Raw genomic sequence first — 16957 nt, 5'->3', positions numbered from 1 at the left:
CTTTATGCTACACTACTCACATGAGCGAGACGGACAACCCGCTAAAAGTGCTCATCACTGAATTCAGCGAAGCGTTCGCCACCTGGTTGTTGGCTACGCCGGTGCAGCGCGTGCGCCCGCTGAACGTTGAGTTTGCCGCCAGCCCCGGCCGCAGCGACCTGCTCTTCGAGGTGATTGATGCCGCAGGACACATCATCTATCTGCACATTGAATTACAAGGACGGCGCAGCCATGAACCAATGCCCCTGCGCGTATTGGATTACCTGGCCCGGATTGTACGACGAGATATAGGTCTGCCAGACAAAGAAAATGCCCCGCGACTGGTGAGCGTGGTTATCTACGTCGGCGAAGGCGCCGGCCGCGGTGATAGCGGCATGTACCAGATATACGGATTGGGCGACGAGGTGACACTGCGTTGGCAGTATCAGCCGCTGCGCCTGTGGGAAATGCCGGCGGAACGCTTGTTTGAACTGGGTAATCCCGCCTTTCTGGCTCTCATTGGACAAACACGCTTGGCCGATGCTTCAACAATACTGCCACAAGCGCTATCGGTCATACGCACCGCGACAACAGCAGAAGAAAAGGATCGCCTGTTAACCGCATTGGTCAGCTTGCTCCAGACCAGGGAGATAATACAAATGGTAGAGAAACTGTTAGAAGAAAGTGAAACACTGTTATTCGATACCCCTTATTTGCTTCGAATGCGAGAATTGGGCTTGAAAGAAGGCCGTGAAGAAGGCCGTGAAGAAGGCCGCGAAGAAGGCCGTGAAGAAGGTATGGAAATTGGCGTATTAATTGGTTTGCGAGAGGCCTTGCTAGATAGCGTCGTGCGCCGCTTTGACCCGTCAGCTTCTTCTTACCGTCGCCTGAGCCGCTATTTGGAAAGTGTTACCGACCGGTATCAGTTACAGCAGATGTTGTTTATGTTGTTTGAGGCGGATAACATGGAGACGTTTATGAGTCAGCTTGACGACGATCCCAACAACATCTAGCTGCGCTGCTTAAGGTCAGGACCTGGCAGATTTTCGCAAACCGGTCAGGTCTTGATGGAGTTGTATCTTTTACGATCTCTTATCGTCCCAATGCTCACCAAACAATGAGGAACGGCCGTAAGACGGCCGTTCCTATCCTCTCACCAGAACACCTATGAACAACTTACCCCTCATCCAAGAAAAACTGGCCCAGGCCACCGCCATCCTCAACGAATTGAACGTGGATACCTGGCTTACCTTTGTGCGCGAGACCAGCCTTCAGCCCGACCCGGCCCTGGAACTTATCGCCGACGTGGACGTGACCTGGAAGACGGCCTTTATCGTCCACCGCTCCGGCGGACACGTTTGCATCATCGGTCACTTTGATGCTGTCAACGTGGAAAACCTGGGCCTTTATGACGTGATTCCCTACCACCAGGGCATCAGCCAACCGCTGCGCGATGCGCTGGCGGCTTTGGACCCGGCGCAAATTGCCATCAACTATTCCGAAAACGATGTGGCCGCCGACGGCCTGAGCCTGGGCATGTACCGTTCCCTGCAAACCATTCTGGCCGGTACGCCCTATGCTGACCGCCTGATTTCCGCCGAACAAATCATTGCTGCGCTGCGCGGCCGCAAGAGCCTGGCCGAGATCGAGCGAGTACGCCAGGCTATCATGACGACTGAGGCGTTGTTTGACGAAGTAGAGCAGTTTGTCCGACCAGGGATGACGCAGCGAGAAATTGCTGAATTTGTACACGGCCGTATCTCAGCCCTTAACCTCGGCTATGCCTGGCCCAAGCCATTTAACCCCATCGTCACCTGCGGGCCGGAATCCGCTTCCGGCCACGCCGCGCCCGGCGAGGTAGTGTTGCAAAAAGGCCATACCCTGCACATGGACCTGGGCGTGAAACAAAACGACTACTGTTCCGACATTCAGCGCATGTGGTATGTGTTGGACGATGGCGAAACGGCCGCTCCGCCAGAAGTCCAACGCGCCTTCGATGTCGTTCTGGGGGCTATCAAAGCCGGAGAAGCTGCCCTGCGGCCCGGTGTGCCTGGCTGGCAAGTAGACGCCGCCGCCCGCGCCCACATTATCGCCAACGGCTACCCGGAGTACATGCACGCTTTTGGGCATTTATTGGGCCGGGTGGCCCACGACGGCGCCACGGTGTTGGGGCCGCGTTGGGAACGCTATGCCGGAATTTGCGAATTGCCGGTGGAAGTGGGTCATATTTTTACGTTGGAACTGCACGTCATTGTGCCCGAAAGAGGTATGATGAGTTTAGAAGAAGATGTATTGGTAACGGCCGTCGGTGTTGAATATCTCAGCATTCCCCAAACGACGTTACGATACATTCAGTGAAGCTGGTATGTTGGGAGGTAAATTATCACCATGTGGTTGTTGAAAGAAAAACCAACCTGGAAAACCCCGCTTTATTCGCCTACAGAAGAAATCGTCAACAGCGTCACCCATGCCATCGGCGCGGCGCTCAGTATCGCCGGCCTCACTGCCCTGGTCACTCTGGCTGTCATTTACGGCGACTTCTGGCGCATCGTCAGTTTTAGCATCTATGGCGGCAGCCTGATTTTGCTTTACCTGGCCTCCACCCTTTACCACAGCTTGCAGCATCCCCGCGTCAAACACATCCTCCGCAAATTTGACCACGCTTCCATTTACATCCTCATCGCCGGCACATACACGCCTTACCTGCTGGTCAGCCTGCGCGGCAGCATTGGCTGGACCTATTTCGCTCTGGTTTGGGGCCTGGCGGCCGCCGGCATCGTCTGGAAAATGTTCTTTTTAGGCAAACTAGAAGTCATCGCTACCATCATGTATGTTTTGGTGGGGTGGATGTGCGTCTTTGCCTTCAAACACATGATCGCTGCTCTGCCACCTCTGGGACTAACCATGCTTGTTACCGGCGGCGTGATTTATACAGTGGGTGTGATTTTTTACGCCTGGGAAAAACTGCCTTATAACCATGCCATCTGGCATTTGTTCGTGCTGGGCGGCAGTATTTGCCATTTTGTGTCTATCGCCACGTTGGTTCCGGTGCAGTGATACCTTTTTGTTGACGAGGGTGGCATTATGCAAGCCATTCTTGTTTCGGCGAATCCTGACGAAATTTAAACAGCTCTACTCCAAAGTTTTCATACAGAAATCCTGTATTTTGACCGTATAGTGAAACGGCCGTCTCGTGGTAGATCCATCACCCCAGGCCGGCAGCTTGTATCTATGAGGTTCAAAGGATGACCGCCAAAAAAGATTTTACTTACTGTCCTGAATGCGACTCCCGAATTCGGCTGCGCGCGCCGCGTCTGGGGCAACGGATTCAATGTCGGGAATGTGAGACCGCGCTGGAAGTGGTGGACCTGACGCCATTGGAACTAGACTGGGCCTTCGAGGCTATCCCCTTGGACGACGAACCACGCTCGATTCGCACGCGGTTCGTCGCCCAGGCCAGCCGCAAAGATTTTCCGGCTCCCTACAACGATTGATTGCCCTCTTGAAAACCTACACAAAAACGGTAACGACTATTGCAGAGAATGCGAAACATTCTCTGGATAAACCGCCATGCCTTTGTGTTTTGCTCAGTTAATCCGGGTAATGGTAATCGCCAAAAACTCAAACGACGCCTACTTCGGGGCGGCTGCCGTCTGCTGGCAGCACGCCGTTGGGCCGTCGTGGGGTTAATAGATTGGTGAGCAAAGGGTGTCACAAAGCGTGGTGGGGTGGTGTTTAAGGGGTGTATATTCTAAAATAAGTGATAGATGTCATCTGACATATGCTTGGCAGATGCAGTCTGTATCAGGCAAACCAAAAAGGAGTCACCCATGCGAAACAAAAAAGTATTAATAAGCGCTATCATTCTCTTGCTGGTAGCCAGTCTGGGTTTAGCTGCGTTTGCTTTGCAGCCAACCGCCGAAGACCTGCTGGCACAGGCGATGGAAACCGTGCAAACCGTTACCGACGGTCACGCTGTTGCCAACTTCACGGTGAACACAGCGGAAATGAATGCCAGCGGCACGGTAGAAATGTGGGGCAAACTGGATGCCGGGCCAAACGGCGAACCCGCCTTCCGCGCCGAAATATTAGAGGCGACGGAAAGCAAGCTGGTGGGGTTAACGGCCGTTACCGATGGCTACAACTTCTGGCTGTGGGACCCGCAAGAAAACAAAGTCCTGGTTGGCAACGCCGACGAAGCCGCCGCCCTGATCGCCGCGCAAATGGCCGGGCAGGAATTTGAGATTGACCCAGACTACAACCATGAAGAGGGGGACCATCCGCAAACCCCAGAAGAAGCTGTGGCTAAACTGCTGGAGTACTTCACCGCCGAACGCATCACCGACGTACAAATTGGCGCTACCAACGCCCACGGCCTGCGCCTGATCCCCATCCCGGAGAAAATGCCCGATGAGGTTCGCGCCGCCGGCGGCTTCCTGAAAGTGTATGTGCGGCCCGAAGACGGCGCGCCGCTGTCTGTACAATATGCTGAAGGGGCTATAGGATCCGGCAGCGCCACTGCCACAACCCTGGAACTGAATCAGGGTGTGGACAACAGCCTCTTCACCTTTGTCATTCCTGAAGGCGCAGAGGTGGTGCGCCTGGAAGATCTGAAGCCAGAAGAGTTGACGGCCGTCGAAACCGCCGACCTGAATGTTCTTTCCCCGGCCATCCTGCCGGCCGATGCCGCGTTTGTTAGCGCGACGGAAATACGCGGGGCGGTTGTACAGCGCTACAGCCGCAGCGCCGGCGGCTTTACCATTGCCCAGGGACCGGCAACGGCCGTGCCCGACCGTGAGGCAGACGGCAAAATCGTCACCCTGCGCGGCATAGAGGGCACGCTCTACAGCGACGAAGCTGGCGCACAAAGTCTGCTCACCTGGACCGAAGGTGACATCACCTTCTGGATTGGCGGCGACCTGACCGCAGCCGAAGCGCTCGCTTTGGCCGAAGCGTTGCAATAACTTTTCGCGACCCCAACCTTCCGGCGGGTTTGGCCCGCCGGAAGGTTTTTTGATCTCCCATGGACAATACAATTCAACTATCAAATCTGGAGCGCCACTTTCAGCGCGGCGAGATGGACGTGCGGGCGCTGTACGGCGTCAACCTGACCATCGCGTCTGGTGAATTTGTGGCCCTGGTTGGGCCATCTGGCTCTGGCAAATCTACGTTGCTCAATCTGTTGGGCGGGTTGGATCGGCCATCTTCTGGCGAATTGTGGGTGGCTGGCCTGCCGCTGCACAACGCCGACGGCAAAGCGCGCACGGCCCATCGCCGCCACCGGGTGGGCTTTATTTTTCAGAGTTTTAACTTGTTGCCGCGGCTGACGGCCGTTGAGAATGTCGCCATCCCTCTCACCCTGGCCGGCGTGAACCCGGCCGAGCGATCTGCCCGCGCCGCCGAGATGCTGCACAAAGTGGGCCTGGGCCACCGGTTGGACCATTACCCCAGCGAACTATCGGGCGGCGAGCAGCAGCGCACGGCCGTTGCCCGCGCCCTCATCCACAACCCCTCGCTTATCCTGGCCGATGAGCCAACCGGCAACCTGGATTCAGCCACCGGCGCAGAAGTGATGGGTCTGCTGCAAACACTCAACAAAGAGCAGGGCATCACCCTCATCGTTGTCACCCACGACGCCGACGTGGCCGCCTACGCCGACCGGGTGGTCCATTTGAAAGATGGACAGATTGTCAACATTACCACTAATCGGCCGATAACGGCGCGCGCGGAACCGCTGTTGGCCGCCAGCCCGCAGTCCTCAACCTTCAATTCCCAGTCCCGCATTTCTTTTGGCGACATTGCCCGCTCGGCATTTCGTAATTTGGGGCGTCGGCCGGTGCGTAATGTGCTGACGGCCGGCGGCGTGTTGATCGGCATCATCACCCTGGTCGCCATGGTCTCCTTTGGCGTGGGGGTGCAGCGCGAAGTGCAGCGCAATTTTGAGACGGTGGGCCTGGAGAATATTTTTGTCAGCCCGGCTTATGACGAGGCGGCGTTGGACACCTTCGACCCCTTCGCGCCGCCGAAACCCAAGCAAGCGCTGACGCCGACCATCGTGGATGAACTGCGGGCGATTCCGGGGGTAACGGCCGTTACCCCCCAATTACAGCTCCCCAGCGGTGTAGACCTGACCCTGACGCTGCAAGAGCAATCGCTGCCGGTGCGCGTCTCGTCGGACATGGGCGAACGCAGCTTTAGTGTGGGCGGCGCCAACGAACCGCTGGCCGGCAGCCTGTTTGGCGATGGCGAGAACCGCGGCGTTGTCCTGGCCTCTGGCCTGGCCGACAAGTTGTTGGGCGGCGGCCAAGATTATGCCAGTCTGGTCGGGCAGCCGGTGGTTCTGACGGCCAAACTGCCACGCGGTGAAACGCAAGAATTCGCCACGACGGTGGTGGGGGTGCGCCAGAGTTTTAGCAGCCGCACCATTGATCTGGGTCTGGGCGAGACGGCGGCAGTGTTAGCCTGGTGGTTTAACAACCCCGATATTTTGCAGCAAGAGGGGTACAATATGGCGGTGGTGCGGGCGGAGAATTTGGGGATGGTAACGGCCGTTTCCGAAACCATTCAGGAACTCAACCTGGAAGCCCAATCCCTGACAACCATCCTCGACGCCGCCAACCAGGTATTGGCGCTGCTGCAAGCGCTGCTCGGCTCTGTCGGTGCGCTGGCGCTGCTGGTGGCTGCCCTGGGCGTCGCCAACACCATGATGATGGCTATCTACGAACGCACGCGAGAGATTGGCGTGTTGAAGGCATTGGGGGCAGCGCCCGGCGAAATCCGGCTGATGTTCACCGCTGAGGCGGCGCTCATTGGCCTGATTGGCGGTGTGGTTGGTCTGATTTTGGGTACGCTGTTGGGGCGGGTGGTGGATTGGGCGGCTCATCGTTACCTCATCAACGAAGGCGTCACCGGCATCGGTCAGCTCTCAGTGGTGCCTCTCTGGCTGGCGATTGGGGCGTTGATTTTTGCGGCGTTGATTGGGCTGCTGGCCGGCCTTTATCCGGCGGCGCGGGCGGCCAGCCTGGACCCGGTGCAGGCGCTGCGCCACGAATAGCACTTGTGCCTGGATGAAAAACAATTAAGTAATCGCTTCTCTGATGTTGCCATTTCTATCCAGCGTGTTACATTTGTCATGGATTCATGTCTTTGGCACGATGGCTGGTCTGTTTATCGGATTTACGACCGTTGTCCAGCACCACGATAGCAGTATCCCCTTGGCGGAAAACAACAGGTTTAGCCTGATTAAATTTTAGAAAAGGAGAGGAGTCATGGTTGTATCCCCGGTAAAGGCGTCCGAGCAGTTGAATTGGAAGAGTATGGTACGGCCGTTTCAAACAGCCGATACCCGAAAGAGCATCTGGCAGGTCGTCAACACATTTATACCTTTTTTTGCCTTGTGGGTGGTGATGTATTTCAGTTTACAGGTGAGTTACTGGCTTACCTTGCTGTTGGCGCTGCCGACAGCCGGGCTGCTGGTGCGTATCTTCATCATTCAACATGATTGTGGGCACGGCTCGTTTTTCCCATCACGCAAGGCCAACGACTATCTGGGCATTGTCTGCGGTTTGTTTACCCTGACGCCTTATTACCAATGGCGCAAAAGCCACGCTGTCCACCACGCCACGGCCGGCAACCTGGCCCGCCGCGACGTCCACGACGTGTATACCATGACCGTCAACGAATACAACGCCGCGCCGCTCGCCGGTAAAATTCGCTACCGGCTCTATCGCAATCCCATCACCCTCTTTTTGATCTTGCCGTTGGTCCTGTTTTTGGTTTTGTACCGCTTCCCTGGCCCGTTGGCCCGCCGCAAAGAAAAGCTAAACGTCCTGGCGAACGATCTCGCTCTGGTGCTTATTGTCGCCCTGGTCAGTTTGGTGATTGGTTTTCGACCCTTCTTGCTGGTTCATTTGCCGTTGATTTTTATTGCCTCCACGGTTGGAACCTGGCTCTTTTTTGTGCAGCACCAGTTTGAGGACACCTATTGGGCTGGCGGTGAGGAGTGGGATTATGCGGCGGCGGCGCTAAAGGGCAGCTCGTTTTACAAGCTGCCAAAAGTATTGCAGTGGTTCACCGGCAACATCGGCTTCCACCACATCCACCACCTTAGCCCGCGCATCCCCAATTACCGGCTGGAAGAATGCCACAGGCAGAACCCAGAGTTACAGAACGTTTCCACACTAACGCTCTCTTCCAGCCTACGGACAACTTTTTTGAGTTTGTGGGATGAGGATCAGAAAAAGCTGGTTAGTTTTCGCACTGCACGCCGCAATTCGCAGGTAACGCAGAGTATGGGTGAGTAGCAGTATCCACAAGTCAGTATTCAGTTGGTCTTTAGCGAAATGCAATACCCTCTTTTTTCTTACGTCGGCGGTAAAGCCGGACGGCAAAGAACAAAGCAACGGCCGCTGCGATTCCGGTGATAATGGGCAGCAGCAGCGCCAGGATGGAGGTAAACAGGGCGACCACATCTTCCACCAGACTGACGGCCCAATTGCCAGTTCCGGCCGTCGCCGCCGTGATCATAGGACGGGTGACAGCTTTGGTGGTGTGGATACCCCCGGCTACCATTAAACCAGCCGCCAGGGTGATCACCGGGCTGATGTCGGTGATGACGTTGGCGCTGGCGGCAAACAGAATGGCCCCGGCCGCCGGCCGGATGAAGGTCTGGATGCCGTCGTTTAAGGTATCTACGGCCGGAATCTTGTCCACCAACATTTCGATAATCAGCAACACCGACAACAGGATGATGATCCCGGGATTGCTCAATATATCGTAAGGGGCGGAAAGCTTCAGCAGCGGATCGGCCAGGGGATAGCGGGCGGCCACAGCCACAATGAGCAGGGGGATATAGGCGTTTAGCCCGGCGCTGCCGGCCAGGCCAAATGCGGCGCCAATGCCGCCGAGGGCTTCAATCATATTTTTCTCCTTTGGGTGGTTTGTTTGTTAACCAACCAATCACAAACCCGGCAAACCGGTCATGGTTCCGGTGAAGTGAAAACGGACCAGGCTGATGGCGCTGAGTTCAAGCAAGGCCAGGATAAAACCGATGAACAGGGGCACGGCCGTTTCCCACGCCCTCTCTGCCCGGCCGTCCCGCCGCAAGACCAACAGCAGGGACACTGTATTTAACGCCGTCACGACAATCAACAAACCGGCCGTGCTGGCTAACGCCAGTACGTACAAAATCGTCGGTTGGTTGCTCAGCAGCAGGATAACGGCCGTGCCCGCCACCACCACCATCTCTAACAAGTCCCGCCAGGCTGCCGCAGACGCCTGCCAGACCGGCTGCCGCCACAGAGTTTGCGCCAACATGGGCAGGGTGATGAGGCCCATGGTCAGGCCGGTCCCCATGCCGGTTAGCAGGCGCAGCCAGTTGCGCGGTTCGTAGATGTGGGGCGCGTTGGGGAAGAAGTGGAGGTAGGAATTGACGCCGTCAATGCCCATCAACCCAACAAATCCTATGAGTGTGAGCAAGATGGGGAAAGGGGGCAGCAAACTCCAGCGCAGTCGGCCACCCAGCCATAAGACCAGGAACACCAGGAACACGCCCAGGTACATGCCGGTACAGCGGGCGCAAAGGGGGAATTGACGGCCGTTAATCGCCAACGACCGCCCGGTAATGCGATGACACACTGCATACCCCACCCAATCCGCCCCGGCCAGCGTATGGTTATGCGTCAGGTGGGCCACATCCGTCACCGCGTAAAAGCCGATCAATAACAACATCGCTCCCACCACCGCCAGCAGAAACAGCCGGCGGCGGCGCGGCGGCTGCTGCGCCATCAAATTAGAGATGTGCCGATAGTTCAGAGGTGTCATCAGGTTATGCAATCCATTATACCCGTTCAGCGCTGCGTTTACTGTGGTTGACCAGAATTGCAGCATTGCTGCTCCGCCCCGTTTCCCTTCACGGCCCCTTCACGATGAATTTACGGCGCGCATACGGACGATACTCCCCCCGTCGCGTATGCTACTAACAGCCCGCTATTACGGGCAGGTGACATTTGGAATGAGGAATTCGCATGATGATCAACCCCCTGGTGGCTGAAAAAACCGATTCGCCCGCGCAGTTTTTTACCCACCTGTGGCAGAGTATGTCTTCCGGTACGTTGGTCATTAATGATGCCGGGGTAATTACCTCGGCCAACCAGACGGCCGCCACCATGCTCGCCACGTCCGTGGTCGAACTGGTGGGCGGTTATTTGCATGATTTTTGGCCGGAACAACTGCTGCCGCTGGAACTGCCCGACGATGTGGAGATTCATCGAGAAACGGTGCTGCGGCGGCGCGACGGCCGTGCCCTGCCAGTCGCGCTTACCATTACACCCATCGCCGCCGAAACCGGCGCGCACAAACTCATCGCCATCGCCAGCCTGCAAGATGTTCAGCGCCTCAACGAATCGCTGACCCACACCCAACGGCTGGCTGGCATGGGCACACTTACCGCCAGCATCGCCCACGAACTGAACAATCCCATCAGCATCATCACCACCGCCTGCGCCAACCTGAATCTGGATGTGGACGACAACGCCCTCAGCCTGGACCGTCTGCGTCATTACGTGGAGATGATCGAGCAAAGCGCCTGGCGTTGTGTGCGCATTGTCGAAGTGCTGCGCAATTACTCATTGGATGGACTGCCCCAAATTGCCGTGACAGTCTGGAACAAAATTGTTGAAGATTCCCTGACGCTGGTGAAGCAGCAGTTTCAGGGGCAGTTCAATGTTCATATTGAGACCGATCTGGCCCCGAACATGAAATCCATCGTCTGCGACCACCACCGGCTGACGCAGGTGGTGATCAACTTGCTCACCAATGCGCGAGACGCCATGCAGCCCGATGGTGGAGTGATCCAGGTGAAGACTTGGTTTATTCCGGCGGGCGCACCGCTGCCCGGGCCCACAGTTTATCCACTGGAATTGGCGACCACCGATTATGTAGCGCTTTCGGTGCGCGATTCAGGCGTGGGCATTCATGCGGATGTCCTGGACCGAATTTTTGACCCCTTTTTTACCACCAAAACCAATGGCTCTGGCACAGGGTTGGGTCTGTTTATTGCCCGGCGTATTGTGGAACAGCACGACGGTCACCTTTGGGCGGAAAACAACCCGGACAAAGGCGCGACGTTTACCGTGCTGCTGCCCAGGATGTAGAGTCCGTCCAGTCTTCGCCCTCTTTGCGCCAGTGGAGAGTGGCGGGCAGTTCTTCGCAAAGGGTTTCGATAGGCACCAGACGGCCGATGGTGATGTAGCTGTCGCCGCCGACGGGGGTGCTGGTGCGGGCTTCGCGGAAGCGGTCGCTGTTTTCGGCGAACCAGGGGCGGGCCAGGTTCATGGGGATGCAGTACAAATCGGCCACTTCAACAAAAACGTAGAAGAGCCAGTGGGCTTTGGTGTAGAGGAAGCAGCCGGCCGTTTGCCGGTTGGCGTTGCTGACAGTCTCCAGAAAGAAGTTGCCGGTCTGGTGGTAGCGGTCGCCTTTCACTTCCAGAGGGATGGTGCGTAAACGGCCGTTCCCACCCACAACACTCCACAACAAATCTACATCGTGCGTCTGGTAAGCCGGGTCGTCTTCCACACTGTGGACGGCGACGGTGTAAGCGGCCCAGCGGGTGTTGAGAAAGTGGGTGACCAGGGCGACGGCCGTTTTGCCTACGTCCGTCGTATAACTCATGCGGTGCTGCCGGATAGCCTTCGACATGCCTACAGTATAATATGCCGCAGGAAGGGAAGCCAGTTTGTCTGTTGTGCGCCAGATCATCTCGTTGCCAGCGGATTGAGTGACAAGTTTTGTGTTCAAAGGCCGCAGAACGCGGATTTTCAGGATTTTTGGTTGAATGTGCGTTTTGCCAGCTAATCAACATTGCGTGAATGGACAAATGTTTGTAAGTTATAGTGATGACATCGAAATCAATCACCATTGACGGATACAAATCAACGATGGCCGCTGCTTTAAGCGCCGGTTATCTGGCTGTCTACCCCCATCGCCGGACGATGGCCGCTTCGCTGGATGCCCACTTGCGGGCTGTTTTGCACCTGGAAGGTTACGTGTGGGCCATCCAGGTGGATGGGCAGCCGGTGGGCATGGCCTCTGTATCTCCCTTGCCCGGTCTGCCTGGCCTGTTTGCACTGGACGGCTTTATCGCGCCGGAATGGCAGCGGCAGGGGCTGGGCAGCCAGCTTTTACAGCGTGTTGTGGAGAATCTACGCGGTACGGCCGTGCGCCAGATCAGCCACGCCGTCACCGGCCAGAGCAGCCCGGCGGCGGCATTCTTGCAGCGCCACCAATTCACCCTCAGCAACGAAGAGTGGTTGCTGGTGAAGCAAGATTTGGCCGACTGCGGGCTGCCTGTTCACCCCGATGTAACCTGGGGTGTGATGTCCCGCGTTCAGGCCATCGCCCAATTTTGCCAGTTGTATGACCAATCTTTCAAGACGCTGCCCTGGTATCAACCGTATACGACCCATGAGGTTGCCGCCGAGTTGGTGGCTGCGCGCGATTTGTTGTTTTTGCGGCGCGGCGCAGAGTCTATTGGCTTCGCCTGGCTGCGCTGGCCGGAAAAAAACGTGGGGCAGATCGAGCCGATGGGCATTGTGGCCGGCGAGCAGGGGAAGGGATACGGCCGTTGCCTGCTCAACGTCGCCCTGCACCAACTGGCGCAGCGGGGCGCGCGCCGCGCCCAAATCGGGGCATGGGCCAATAATGATACGGCCGTCGCCCTCTACCAGAGTGTGGGCTTCCGCCACCAGGAGACAATTACATACCTGGCCTACAACATCAATCGTAAACCGTAAATGAGAAACGGCCGTTCCCCGCTTTACCGATTCTGCCATCCCCATTACAATCTTTACCAGTTAAACTGACCAATAACGCCCCCAACCTGAAACCCTGGTCGCCCCAAAACCGAATCCGCAATTTAAAAATGGAGCAAGAACCATCATGTTCAAAGATATCGCCGACGTGCGCGAACGATTGGGTAAGCAGCAGTATATTGCTTCAGAAGAAATAGGAACCGTCACCTTTCTGGCGCAGTCCCTCTGCAAACCGATTCTGGCTGAGGGTCCGGCCGGGGTGGGCAAAACGGAACTGGCAAAAGCGTGGGCCAAAGCCATTGGCCGGCCGCTCATCCGCCTGCAATGTTATGAAGGTCTGGATGAAAGCAAAGCCCTCTACGAATGGGAATATGCCAAGCAGATGCTTTACACCCAACTGCTGCGCGAGACCCTGCACAAAGTCATCGGCGATGTGCAAAGCCTGGCCGAAGCCGCCGACCGGCTGGCCCAAGAAGAAGATGTCTTCTTCTCCGAAAACTTCCTCCTCCCACGCCCCCTACTCAGCGCCCTCATGTCCGATGAGCCGGTCGTCCTGTTAATAGACGAGATTGACCGCGCCGATGTGGAATTTGAAGCCTTTCTGCTGGAAGTCCTCAGCGATTTCCAGGTGAGCGTGCCCGAACTGGGAACCATTGCCGCCAAACACCAGCCAATGGTCTTGTTGACCAGCAACAACACCCGTGAACTCAGCGAAGCCCTCAAACGCCGCTGCCTCTACCTCTATGTAGATTATCCCGCCCAAGAAGCCGAGCTAGACATTGTGCGCCTGAAAGTGCCCGATTTGCGTCCCGAATTGGCGCACCAGGCGGTGGCCGTCGTCCACCAACTGCGCAACATGGACCTGCGCAAAGTCCCCTCCATCAGCGAAACGCTGGACTGGGCGCGCGCCCTGGTGACGCTGAACGCCACCACCATTGACGAAAAAACCCTCAGCAATACGCTCACCGTCTTACTTAAATATGAGACCGACGTTGCCAAAGCCAAGCGGATGATGGGCAGCAGCGGCAGCCAACGCGGCCGTTGGGAGAAATAAAGCGTGAGCCTTTGACCGTAATCCGTAATCGGACCACGGAATACGGATTACGGAATACGGATAACAACAATGGACGACCGAGTCATCGAATTTGTACGGGGAATGCGAGCAGCCGGGGTGCGGATTTCCCTGGCCGAATCTATGGACGCCATGCGCGCCATTGAGGCGCTGGGCATCACCGACAAAGCCATCTTCAAATCCTCCATCCGCGCCACACTCATCAAAGAGGTGCAGGATTTTGCCGTGTTCGACCAGTTGTTCCCGCTTTACTTTGGCAGCGGCGGGCCGATGCTGCAAAACGCCCTGGACGACCTGAGCAGTGATGATCAGGAGATGTTGCAAGCAGCGCTGCAAGCGATGAGCGGCCGGATGCAAAACCTGCTCGATTGGCTGACCAGCGGCGAAGGGCCAACCAAAGAGGAATTGGAGGCGCTGGCGAACCAGGCTGGGGCGCAGTGGGCCAACAGCCCTAGCGAGGTACGCTGGGTGACACGGCAAATGTTGCAGCAGATGGGGTTGGGCCACCTGGAAAAGCAGCTTCAAGAACTGGCGCAAAAGCTGCAAGAGATGGGCATGAGCCAGGAAGCCATCGAAAGGCTGATGGGTGTAGTGCAAGCCAACCGCGAAGCGCTGGCCGAACAGGTGGCGCAGCAAATCGGCCTGCAAATTGCGCAGGAGCGGGCCAACCGGCCAGACGCCCTACATGGCCCGGACCTGATGCACAAACCTTTTTCGGCGCTGTCGGAGGAGGAAACGGCCGTGCTTCGCAAAGAAGTCCAGCGCCTCGTCACCCAGTTACGCACCCGCGCCGCCATGCGCCGCAAACGGGGCGCGCGCGGCAAGTTCGACTCCAAATCCACCATACGCGCCAACCAGCGGTATGGCGGCGTGCCCCTGGAACTGCGCTTCAAAAAGAACAAACTCAAGCCCAGCCTGGTATTGATGTGCGATATGTCGCGCTCCATGTTCCATGTCACCGAATTTATGCTGACCTTCATCTATCAGCTTCAGGATCAGGTATCTAAAACGCGCAGCTTCGCCTTTTACTCCGACATGCAAGAAGTGAGCCACCTGCTAAACAGCAACCGGGCCGACGACGCGGCGCAAGAGGTGTTCGACGCCTTTTACAAAAGGTCGCCGGGCCATTACGCCACCGATTTTGGCGGCAGCCTGGACACCTTTTACCACAATTGGTTGAGCGCGGTGAACGGCCGTACCACTGTCGTCATTTTGGGTGATGGGCGCAACAACTACAACTCGCCGCGCCTGGACCTGGTGAAAGACCTGCAAAAACGCGCCCGCCGCGTTATCTGGTTCTGCTCAGAGCAAAAACAGCAGTGGGGAACAGACGACAGCGATATGCGCGAATACGCCGGGGTGGTGGATTCAGTTTATGTGGTTCGCAATCTGGCGCAGTTGGCAACGGCCGTAGACAACCTGCTGGCCGGCGATTGAGGCTAAAGGCACGAGAGAACACGGAGACGCGATAGCCAATCTCCGTGCCTCCGTGTTAAATCTCTTAATACGCCCGGCCAAAAATGGCAATTCTGTCGGCTGGCCGCCCCGTGTAAAAGCAAGTCCCGTCGCCGCCAGGCTGTTCCAGCGGGAAGCAGCGAATGGTCGCTTTGGTATCTTCCTTCACCCGTTGTTCCTCTTCGCGGCTGCCGGCCCACCAGACACGGGCAAAACCGGTCTGAACTGCTTCCTTAAAGTCATCGTAATTGGTCACCTCATGGGTGTTGGCGTCGCGGAATTGGGTGGCGCGGGCCAACAAGTTTTGCTGCACGTCGTCTAGCAGCGCGGTGACGGTTTGCGCCAGACCATCTTGCGCGACAAACTGTTTGCCGTCGCGGCCGGGCACATCGCGGCGGGCCAGGGCGACGCTGTGCTTTTCCACGTCACGCGGGCCGATTTCGATGCGTGTGGGCACGCCGCGCAGCTCCCAATCGTTGAATTTATAGCCGGGGGTCAGGTTTTCACGGCCGTCTATATGCACGCGCACCCCCACCCCTTCCAGTTCCGCCTTGATGCGGGCGGTGGCGGCGAGAACGGCCGTTTTCTCCCCATCGTTCTTATAAATCGGCACAATCACCGTCTGGTACGGCGCCAGGCGCGGCGGCAGTACCAACCCCTGGTCGTCGCCATGCGTCATAATAATCGCCCCGATAAAGCGTGTGGATAGGCCCCAGGAAGTTGTCCAGCAGTGCTGAAGTTGATTATTGGGGTCCAGGTATTGGATGTCGAACGCTTTGGCAAAGTTTTGCCCCAGATTGTGCGACGTGCCCGACTGCAGCGCCTTGCCGTCGCCCATCATCGCCTCGATGGTCAGCGTCTCATTCGCCCCGGCGAACCGCTCCATCTCTGACTTAACGCCAGGAATGACCGGCACAGCCGCTTCGTTGATGGCAAAATCGGCGTAGACGTCCAGCATCATCCGCGTGCGTTCTTCGGCTTCGGCGGCCGTGGCGTGGGCGGTGTGCCCTTCCTGCCAATAAAACTCCAGCGTGCGCAAAAACAACTTGGTGCGCAGTTCCCACCGCACCACGCTGTTCCACAAATTCAACAGCAGCGGCAGGTCGCGGTAGCTTTGAATCCAGTTGGCGTAGGCGTGGCCGATCATCGTTTCCGACGTGGGGCGCACCACCAACGGCTCGGCCAATTCCTGCCCGCCGCCAATGGTGACGACAGCCAATTCTGGCGCAAAGCCTTCCACGTGGGCCGCCTCCTTTTGCAAAAAGCTCATGGGAATGAACATGGGAAACCCGGCGTTTTGCACACCGGTGGCCTTAAAGCGCTTATCCAACGCTGCCTGAATGTTCTCCCACAGCGCCCAGCCGTAGGGCTTGACAATCATCGTGCCGCGCACCGGGCCATAGTCGGCCATATCCGCTTTCAGCACAACCGAGTTATACCATTCGTTAAAATCCTCGCTGCGAGGAATGAGTTTGTCTTTATCTGCCATGTGGATGTTTGCCTCGTTAGAAGTTGGTAGTCAGGAGCTGATAGTTGGGAGCGGTCTGGTACGCCGGAGAGCAAATCATCAGACAACCGGCTACTCGACTATCAATCCGCAAAGGTCGAGTATAACAGTCTCCAAAACGAGCGTCAAAAC

The 16957-nt window shown here is 57.1% G+C and carries 15 protein-coding genes; 11 read left to right on the top strand and 4 right to left on the bottom strand.

Going from position 1 to position 16957, the window contains the following annotated elements; all coding sequences use genetic code 11:
- Positions 1-20: 20 nt before the first annotated feature.
- The 7 genes from IPM39_23675 to IPM39_23645 all read left to right on the top strand — a co-directional run bounded on the left by IPM39_23675 (position 21) and on the right by IPM39_23645 (position 8282).
- Positions 21-992: a hypothetical protein gene (locus IPM39_23675; GenBank protein ID MBK8989033.1), complete on the top strand. Its 972-nt coding sequence runs from the start codon at positions 21-23 to the stop codon at positions 990-992.
- A 154-nt stretch (positions 993-1146) separates the two neighbouring features.
- Entirely contained in the window at positions 1147-2337 is a 1191-nt protein-coding gene (locus IPM39_23670) for an aminopeptidase P family protein (GenBank protein MBK8989032.1), read from the top strand.
- Between the two features lie 30 nt (positions 2338-2367).
- Entirely contained in the window at positions 2368-3036 is a 669-nt protein-coding gene (locus tag IPM39_23665; protein MBK8989031.1) for a hemolysin III family protein, read from the top strand.
- Positions 3037-3224: 188 nt separating this feature from the next.
- The gene (locus IPM39_23660; GenBank protein MBK8989030.1) at positions 3225-3473 is read left to right on the top strand and encodes a hypothetical protein; all 249 of its coding nucleotides are present in this window, start codon (positions 3225-3227) and stop codon (positions 3471-3473) included.
- Positions 3474-3809: 336 nt separating this feature from the next.
- Positions 3810-4943, top strand: a complete 1134-nt coding sequence (locus IPM39_23655; protein MBK8989029.1) for an outer membrane lipoprotein carrier protein LolA — start codon at positions 3810-3812, stop codon at positions 4941-4943.
- A 59-nt stretch (positions 4944-5002) separates the two neighbouring features.
- Positions 5003-7033 carry an ATP-binding cassette domain-containing protein gene (locus IPM39_23650; protein MBK8989028.1) on the top strand — a complete coding sequence of 677 codons (2031 nt, stop codon included), beginning with the start codon at positions 5003-5005 and terminating at the stop codon, positions 7031-7033.
- 214 nt (positions 7034-7247) lie between these two features.
- Positions 7248-8282, top strand: a complete 1035-nt coding sequence (locus IPM39_23645) for a fatty acid desaturase (protein MBK8989027.1) — start codon at positions 7248-7250, stop codon at positions 8280-8282.
- Between the two features lie 31 nt (positions 8283-8313).
- Here the strand turns inward: IPM39_23645 and IPM39_23640 are convergent, their stop codons facing one another.
- Together IPM39_23640 and IPM39_23635 are read right to left on the bottom strand one after the other, a co-directional pair.
- A complete protein-coding gene (locus IPM39_23640) occupies positions 8314-8898 on the bottom strand; it encodes a DUF4126 domain-containing protein (protein ID MBK8989026.1) in 585 nt (194 codons plus the stop codon).
- Between the two features lie 39 nt (positions 8899-8937).
- Positions 8938-9801, bottom strand: a complete 864-nt coding sequence (locus IPM39_23635) for a DUF2085 domain-containing protein (protein MBK8989025.1) — start codon at positions 9799-9801, stop codon at positions 8938-8940.
- Positions 9802-10004: 203 nt separating this feature from the next.
- On the opposite strand from IPM39_23635, the gene IPM39_23630 reads away from it, so the two are divergent.
- On the top strand, positions 10005-11132 hold the full coding sequence (locus IPM39_23630; GenBank protein MBK8989024.1) for a PAS domain-containing protein: 1128 nt from the start codon (positions 10005-10007) through the stop codon (positions 11130-11132).
- On the opposite strand, the gene IPM39_23625 is transcribed toward IPM39_23630, so the two are convergent.
- Positions 11107-11652: a hypothetical protein gene (locus IPM39_23625; protein MBK8989023.1), complete on the bottom strand. Its 546-nt coding sequence runs from the start codon at positions 11650-11652 to the stop codon at positions 11107-11109. The genes IPM39_23630 and IPM39_23625 overlap by 26 nt on opposite strands.
- A 224-nt stretch (positions 11653-11876) precedes the next feature.
- On the opposite strand from IPM39_23625, the gene IPM39_23620 reads away from it, so the two are divergent.
- The 3 genes from IPM39_23620 (at position 11877) to IPM39_23610 (ending at position 15300) form a co-directional block, all read left to right on the top strand.
- Entirely contained in the window at positions 11877-12773 is an 897-nt protein-coding gene (locus IPM39_23620; protein ID MBK8989022.1) for a GNAT family N-acetyltransferase, read from the top strand.
- A gap of 145 nt (positions 12774-12918) precedes the next feature.
- Positions 12919-13845 (top strand): MoxR family ATPase, encoded by a 927-nt coding sequence (locus IPM39_23615; GenBank protein ID MBK8989021.1) that lies wholly within the window; start codon positions 12919-12921, stop codon positions 13843-13845.
- A 69-nt stretch (positions 13846-13914) separates the two neighbouring features.
- Positions 13915-15300, top strand: a complete 1386-nt coding sequence (locus tag IPM39_23610) for a VWA domain-containing protein (protein ID MBK8989020.1) — start codon at positions 13915-13917, stop codon at positions 15298-15300.
- Positions 15301-15364: 64 nt separating this feature from the next.
- On the opposite strand, the gene IPM39_23605 is transcribed toward IPM39_23610, so the two are convergent.
- A complete protein-coding gene (locus IPM39_23605) occupies positions 15365-16807 on the bottom strand; it encodes a proline--tRNA ligase (protein ID MBK8989019.1) in 1443 nt (480 codons plus the stop codon).
- Between the last annotated feature and the right edge of the window lie 150 nt (positions 16808-16957).

It is taken from the genome of Candidatus Leptovillus gracilis (assembly GCA_016716065.1).
Lineage (GTDB): Bacteria > Chloroflexota > Anaerolineae > Promineifilales > Promineifilaceae > Leptovillus > Leptovillus gracilis.
Note: the sequence above shows the minus strand (reverse complement) of the source record. Positions and strands in the feature narration are given on the sequence as shown.

What these genes read in the sequence shown, in the direction of transcription:
- IPM39_23630 (MBK8989024.1), top strand. Translation starts at nt 10,005, where the DNA reads ATGATGATCAACCCCCTGGTGGCTGAAAAAACCGATTCGCCCGCGCAG.
- IPM39_23605 (MBK8989019.1), bottom strand. Translation starts at nt 16,807, where the DNA reads ATGGCAGATAAAGACAAACTCATTCCTCGCAGCGAGGATTTTAACGAA.
- IPM39_23615 (MBK8989021.1), top strand. Translation starts at nt 12,919, where the DNA reads ATGTTCAAAGATATCGCCGACGTGCGCGAACGATTGGGTAAGCAGCAG.
- IPM39_23610 (MBK8989020.1), top strand. Translation starts at nt 13,915, where the DNA reads ATGGACGACCGAGTCATCGAATTTGTACGGGGAATGCGAGCAGCCGGG.
- IPM39_23675 (MBK8989033.1), top strand. Translation starts at nt 21, where the DNA reads ATGAGCGAGACGGACAACCCGCTAAAAGTGCTCATCACTGAATTCAGC.
- IPM39_23635 (MBK8989025.1), bottom strand. Translation starts at nt 9,801, where the DNA reads ATGACACCTCTGAACTATCGGCACATCTCTAATTTGATGGCGCAGCAG.
- IPM39_23665 (MBK8989031.1), top strand. Translation starts at nt 2,368, where the DNA reads ATGTGGTTGTTGAAAGAAAAACCAACCTGGAAAACCCCGCTTTATTCG.
- IPM39_23655 (MBK8989029.1), top strand. Translation starts at nt 3,810, where the DNA reads ATGCGAAACAAAAAAGTATTAATAAGCGCTATCATTCTCTTGCTGGTA.
- IPM39_23640 (MBK8989026.1), bottom strand. Translation starts at nt 8,898, where the DNA reads ATGATTGAAGCCCTCGGCGGCATTGGCGCCGCATTTGGCCTGGCCGGC.
- IPM39_23650 (MBK8989028.1), top strand. Translation starts at nt 5,003, where the DNA reads ATGGACAATACAATTCAACTATCAAATCTGGAGCGCCACTTTCAGCGC.
- IPM39_23660 (MBK8989030.1), top strand. Translation starts at nt 3,225, where the DNA reads ATGACCGCCAAAAAAGATTTTACTTACTGTCCTGAATGCGACTCCCGA.
- IPM39_23625 (MBK8989023.1), bottom strand. Translation starts at nt 11,652, where the DNA reads ATGAGTTATACGACGGACGTAGGCAAAACGGCCGTCGCCCTGGTCACC.
- IPM39_23645 (MBK8989027.1), top strand. Translation starts at nt 7,248, where the DNA reads ATGGTTGTATCCCCGGTAAAGGCGTCCGAGCAGTTGAATTGGAAGAGT.
- IPM39_23620 (MBK8989022.1), top strand. Translation starts at nt 11,877, where the DNA reads ATGACATCGAAATCAATCACCATTGACGGATACAAATCAACGATGGCC.
- IPM39_23670 (MBK8989032.1), top strand. Translation starts at nt 1,147, where the DNA reads ATGAACAACTTACCCCTCATCCAAGAAAAACTGGCCCAGGCCACCGCC.